The following is a 5,573-nucleotide window of genomic DNA, read 5'->3' on the forward strand; positions in this document are numbered from 1 at the left end:
TGCGCGGGTCCACCTGGGCGTCGGTGGCGACCGGCGACCTGGTCCTCTCGCTCGTCGCGTCCCTCACCACGCGCTCGCTGCACGACCCGCTGACGCGGCTGCCCGGGCGCGAGCTCGTGCTGCACACGCTGCGGTCCTGGTCGACGATGCTCGCGGGCTCGTCGCGGCGGCTCGTCCTGCTCGTCGCGGACGTCGACGACTTCGGCGCGCTGAACGCCACCCACGGACCGGTCGCCGCCGACGACTTCCTCGTCCGGCTCGCCGGTCGCCTCAAGGCCGCGCTGCCCTCGGGCGCCCTCGTCGGGCGCACGGGCTCGGACGAGCTCATGGCGGTCGTCATGGTCGCCGGGGCCACGCCCGACCAGTTCGAGCAGCACGTCGCGCAGCTGCGCCGCGAGGTCGACCACGCGCTCGCGCCGCAGCGGGGCGACGACCGTCCCGTGCGGCTCGTCGTGGCCAGCGACCTCGGCGCCGCGCACGCCGACGCGCTGGTCACGCAGGCGCTCGCCCGCATGCATGCGCTCAAGCGCCGCGAGCGCGTGCCCGCATGAGCCCGCGCGCTCAGGCGGGAGCGGGCGCGCTCCAGCGCAGGCCGTCCAGCACCAGACGCAGGACGCGCTCGGTGCGCTCGCGGTCCATCGACTCGACGCCCGCGAGGCACACGCCGCTCACCGCGCGCATGAGGTCGGCGGGCTCGAGGTCCGTGCGGATCGAGCCCTCGGCCTGCGCTGCGGCGACGAGCCGTGTGGCGGCGCCCTCGAGCCGGGTGCGGCCCTCGTTCATGACCTCCGCGGCCTGCGGGCCCAGCCCGGCCTTGAGCGCCGAGGCCATGCCGCGCTTGCGGATGACGTAGCCGACGAAGCCGAGGACCCAGGTGTCGAGGGCCTCGCCCGCCGGGAGCCGGGTGAGCAGCTCGTCGGCCCGCGCGACGAACGCGTCGAGGCTCGAGCGGTAGACGCTGGCGATCAGGTCGAGCCGCGTCGGGAAGTGGCGGTACAGCGTGCCGACGCCGACGCCGGCCGTGCGCGCGATGTCCTCCAGGGAGGCCTCGGTGCCCTGGGCGTCGAAGGCGGCGGTGGCGGCGTCGAGGATCTTCTGGCGGTTGCGGGCGGCGTCGGCGCGCAACGGCCGCGCAGCGGTCGCGTCCTTGCTCACCACACGCTCCTCGTCGTCGGCATGCAGCAGATCATCGCATGCTCTTGCGTAAACGGAGGCACCCTCCGTATAGTCCCATCACAGCGGAGGCTCCCTCCGCTTCATCGACATCATAGACCGCGGAGGTCCGCATGATCGCGCCCGCGTCCCCCACTGCTCGCACGGCCTCGCCCGTGCTGGTCCTGGCCGCCATCCTCACCACCCAGCTCATGCTGGTGCTCGACATGACGATCGTGAACGTCGCACTGCCGGACATGCAGCGCGCACTCGGTTTCACACCCACCGGCCTGTCCTGGGTGCTCAACGCGTACACGCTCGCCTTCGGCGGGCTGCTCCTGCTCGGCGCCCGCACGGGCGACCTGCTCGGCCGGCGCCGCGTCCTGGTCGCCGGCATCTCGCTGTTCACGGTCGCGTCGCTCGTCGGCGGGTTCGCCGGCTCGGACGTCACGCTGCTCGCCGCCCGGGCGGCACAGGGCATCGGCGCGGCCTTCGCGGCACCGTCCGCGCTCGCCCTGCTCATGGGTCGCTTCCCCGAGGGTCGCGAGCGGGCCCGCGCGCTCGGGTACTTCTCCGCCGTCTCCATCGGCGGGTCCGCACTGGGCCTGATCGCCGGCGGGATGCTCACGCAGTGGGTCTCCTGGCGGTGGGTCATGTTCGTCAACGTGCCGATCGGCATCGGCCTGGTGCTGCTCGCGCGCGCCGTCCTCACCGAGACGCGCCGCCACCCCGGCCGGTTCGACCTCACGGGCGCGTTCACCTCGACCATCGGCATGACGGCGCTGGTCTACGGGTTCGTCGAGGCCGCGGAGTACGGGTGGTCCGCGCCGCGGACCGTCGCCGCGTTCACGGTCGGCGCGCTCCTGCTGGTCGCGTTCGTGCTCACCGAGCTGCGCGCGCCGTCACCGATCACGCCGCTGCGGCTCGTCGCCGACCGCACCCGCGCCGCGGCGCTCGTCGGGCGGCTCCTGCTCATGGCCGCGATGACCGGGCTGTTCTTCTTCCTCACCCAGTTCCTGCAGGACGTCCTGGGCTACTCGCCGCTCGCCACAGGCGTCGCGTTCCTGCCCATCACCGTCATGCTGCTGGTGTTCTCGCAGGTCAGCGCGCGTCTCATGGAGCGGCTCGGGACCCGGGGGCTGATGGTCGGCGGGCTCACCGTCACCACCGTCGCCCTGGTGCTCCTGTCGCGGCTCACCGCCGACTCCAGCTACCCGCAGATCCTGGTCTCACTCGTGCTGTTCGGGATCGGCAACGGGCTCGCGTTCGTCCCGCTGACCGCCGCCGGGCTCCAGGGCGTCGACCCGCGCGACGCCGGCGCGGCCTCCGGGCTCCTCAACGCCGCGCAGCAGATCGGCGGCGCGCTCGGGCTGGCCGTGCTCGTGACCGTGGCGGAGTCCGCGGCGCGGGCAGCCGGACCGGTCGGGTCCACCGCCGCGGAGATCGCGCAGCACGCGTTCGTCGTCGGGGCGCAGCAGGCGTTCCTCGTCGGCGCGGGCCTGACGGCCGCGACAGTCGTCCTGCTCGGCGTGCTGGTCCGTCCCGCGCGCCCCGCTCCCACGGTGCTCGAGCTCGAGCCCGAGGTCGCCCTGGCGGCCGAGCCCGCGCCCGTGGCCTGACGGTCACATCCCCCGACGAGGCCACCCGGCGGCTCGCTGCACGCATCGAGCCCCGGGTGGCCTCGCGGCGCCTGGCCCGTGGATCGCGCTCGACGCGCCGGGTCGAGACTCCCGTGACACCCTTTCGCACGTGAGCCGCACCCCCTTGCGCCGTGGGCGCCCGGAGCCGCTGTCCGCGAGCGCGTCAGCGGTCGCTCCGGGTCGCACCCGCAGGCTGCTGCGCGCCGCAGCGGCCGCGGCCGCGACGGCGGCCTCGGTGCTCGCGCTGGGTCTCCTGGTGCGCGACTCCTGGGAGCCGCTGGTGCGGTTCGACGAGCGGACCGTCCGGGCCGCCGTGTCGTTCGCGTCGGAACACCCGACGCTCGTCGACGCGCTGCTCGCCTGGCAGTGGGTGTTCGAGGGCCGGCGCGTGATCGTGCTGGTCGTCGGCGCGTGCCTGCTCGTGTGGTGGCGGACCGGGATGAAGACCCGGACCTGGTGGGCGCTGGCGACGGCGCTCGCGGCATGGGGGTTCGCGAACCTCGCGAAGGAGCTCACCCGGCTGGCCCGGCCGGTGCTGGACGAGCCGCTCACGCACGCGTCGGGCTACTCGTTCCCGTCGGGTCACGCCTCGACCACCGCCGCCTGGTCCACGACGCTCGTCGTGCTCGTCTGGCCGCTGCTGCACAGCCGCGGGGCGAAGACGGCCGCGGTTGCCGGGGCCGCTCTGCTCATGGTGCTCACGGCGCTCGACCGGGTGCTGCTCGGCGCCCACTTCCCCACGGACGTGCTCGCGGGCACCGTCCTGGGAGTGGGGCTCGTCCTGGCGTCCTACCTCGGGTACCGGGGATGGTCGCCGCAGGACCCGGTGCCGCCGGGGCCGTCGGTCCGAACGACTCAGGAGGCACGGTGAGGCTCGATCTGGACCGCTACGCGAACGACCCGTCCGCACCGTCGGGCGGCGAGTTCGGACGCGACCTCGGGCTCAGGGTGGCCGTGCCCGCCGCCGGGCTGTGGGCGGTGGTCGTCGGGATCGGGCTGCTGCTCATGGGTCCGCTGGCCACGCTCGGGGAGCGTGAGCTCGCGGTCAACGAGTGGTTCGTGGAGCAGCGCACGGCGCTGCTCGACCAGCTGACGTCCTGGTGGAGCACGATCGGCAACACCCCGATCATCGTCGGGGTCTGCCTCGTCGTCGTCGCAGCGGTCTGGTGGCGCACCCGGCAGTGGTGGTACGCCGTGGTGCCCGCGATCGCCGTCGCCACGCAGGCGTCGGTGTTCATGCTCGCCGCCCTGGTCGTCGGGCGGGAACGCCCCGACGTCGAGGCCCTCGACGAGGCGCCGCCCACGTCGAGCTTCCCCAGCGGCCACTCGGGCGCCTCCACCGCGCTCTACGTGACGTTCGCACTCATGGCGCAGCGCATCGAACGCACCTGGCTGCGGGTCACCGTCACCGTGATCCTGCTCGTGCTCCCCATGCTCGTCGTGTACTCGCGCCTGTACCGCGGGATGCACCACGTGAGCGACATCGTCGTCGGCGTGCTCAACGGGCTCGTCTGCACGGTCCTCGCCTGGAACTACCTGCGGCGCACGCCGCGTCCCGCCGACGAACCCACCACCGTCCAGAGCGCGGAGCGTGCCCGATGACCCACCTCGCCGTGGTCGCCAACCCCTCCAAGCTCGACGACGCCGAGAAGATCCGGGCCGTGATCGACGACGCCTGCGCGGCGCGCGGGCTCGAGCGGCCCCTGTGGATCGAGACGACCGTCGAGGACCCGGGGAGCGGGCAGACGCGCGAGGCGCTCGACCAGGGCGCCGACCTCGTGTGCGCGCTCGGCGGGGACGGCACCGTCCGCGCCGTCGCCGAGGTGCTGGCCGGGGGCGACGTCCCGCTCGGCCTGCTGCCCGCCGGCACCGGCAACCTGCTCGCCCGCGCGCTCGGCCTGCCCGTCGACAGCCTCGAGGACGCACTCGCCGTCGTGCTCGACGGTCGCACGTCGCGGATCGACGTCGGTACCTTGACGCTCGACGGCTCGGACGACGAGCACGTCTTCCTCGTCATGGCGGGCATGGGACTCGACGCCGAGACCATGGCTCACGCCGACGAACGACTCAAGGGCGTCCTCGGCTGGCCCGCTTACCTGGTGTCCGGCGTCAAGGCCGCAGCGCGCGGCGGCTTCACCGCACGCGTGCAGCCCCGCGACGGCCACGCCACCTCACGCACCGTGCGCGCGGTGGTCATCGGCAACAGCGGGACGCTCACCGGCGGCATGGAGCTCATGCCCGACGCCCAGCTCGACGACGGGCTGCTCGACGCCGCCGTCATCGCCCCTAGCGGCCTGCCCGGCTGGATCCGCACGATCCGCACCGTCCTCACCGCGGGCCGCGCGCACGAGCACCTCGAGCGCTACCAGTCGACCGGCTTCCGGGTGTCCACGCAGCACCCCACCGCCGTCCAGCTCGACGGCGACGCCGTCGGCGAGCACCGCAAGCTTGAGAGCCACGTCCGCCCTGCCGCCCTCCCGGTCCGAGTCCTCGCCACGAACGCCTGACGCGACCGAAGGCGGCAGAAGGTAAGAGCCGGCCCGCCCGCGCGGACCCTTCATGGCTCGCCTCGCCGACCGCGCGGACTACGTTGAGGCCATGGCTTCGGACGCCGCCACGCGAGCACCGTGGGATGCCGTGCTGAACCGATACCGGGACCTGGCCACCGATGCCGCCACGTTCAACGTCTTCCTCCTTGAGCAGCTGCGGCCGACGTGGCAGGCCCACGTGCGACCGGACACCTCGATGTTCACGCTCTTGTTCACCCGCCACGGCGAGACG

At 73.7% G+C, this 5,573-nt stretch carries 7 protein-coding genes; 6 read left to right on the plus strand and 1 reads right to left on the minus strand.

Annotated features, from left to right (window positions below):
* Positions 1 to 551, plus strand: a 551-nt coding sequence (locus CWIS_RS17650) for a GGDEF domain-containing protein (RefSeq protein ID WP_231583766.1), incomplete at its 5' end; no start/stop codon positions are given.
* Positions 552 to 561: 10 nt separating this feature from the next.
* Here CWIS_RS17650 and CWIS_RS09975 read toward each other — a convergent pair.
* The gene (locus CWIS_RS09975) at positions 562 to 1,155 is read right to left on the minus strand and encodes a TetR/AcrR family transcriptional regulator (RefSeq protein WP_197080815.1); all 594 of its coding nucleotides are present in this window, start codon (positions 1,153 to 1,155) and stop codon (positions 562 to 564) included.
* A gap of 131 nt (positions 1,156 to 1,286) precedes the next feature.
* Here CWIS_RS09975 and CWIS_RS09980 point away from each other — a divergent pair, with 131 nt between their 5' ends.
* From CWIS_RS09980 to CWIS_RS18870, 5 genes are all read left to right on the plus strand, one after another.
* A complete protein-coding gene (locus CWIS_RS09980; protein ID WP_048343138.1) occupies positions 1,287 to 2,771 on the plus strand; it encodes an MFS transporter in 1,485 nt (494 codons plus the stop codon).
* Positions 2,772 to 2,901: 130 nt separating this feature from the next.
* On the plus strand, positions 2,902 to 3,663 hold the full coding sequence (locus tag CWIS_RS09985; RefSeq protein ID WP_156186619.1) for a phosphatase PAP2 family protein: 762 nt from the start codon (positions 2,902 to 2,904) through the stop codon (positions 3,661 to 3,663).
* Complete coding sequence (locus CWIS_RS09990) at positions 3,660 to 4,394, plus strand: phosphatase PAP2 family protein (RefSeq protein ID WP_048343149.1); 735 nt, start codon at positions 3,660 to 3,662, stop codon at positions 4,392 to 4,394. The genes CWIS_RS09985 and CWIS_RS09990 overlap by 4 nt, the downstream gene beginning before the upstream one ends.
* Entirely contained in the window at positions 4,391 to 5,299 is a 909-nt protein-coding gene (locus tag CWIS_RS09995; protein WP_048343139.1) for a diacylglycerol kinase family protein, read from the plus strand. Before CWIS_RS09990 ends, CWIS_RS09995 begins: the two co-directional genes overlap by 4 nt.
* A 52-nt stretch (positions 5,300 to 5,351) precedes the next feature.
* A partial coding sequence (locus CWIS_RS18870; RefSeq protein ID WP_048343140.1) for a hypothetical protein occupies positions 5,352 to 5,573 on the plus strand: 222 nt, incomplete at its 3' end.

Origin of the sequence: Cellulomonas sp. A375-1 (assembly GCF_001040865.1) — a bacterium.
GTDB classification, from domain to species: Bacteria; Actinomycetota; Actinomycetes; order Actinomycetales; family Cellulomonadaceae; genus Cellulomonas; species Cellulomonas gelida.

What these genes read in the sequence shown, in the direction of transcription:
- CWIS_RS09995 (WP_048343139.1), top strand. Translation starts at nt 4,391, where the DNA reads ATGACCCACCTCGCCGTGGTCGCCAACCCCTCCAAGCTCGACGACGCC.
- CWIS_RS09980 (WP_048343138.1), top strand. Translation starts at nt 1,287, where the DNA reads ATGATCGCGCCCGCGTCCCCCACTGCTCGCACGGCCTCGCCCGTGCTG.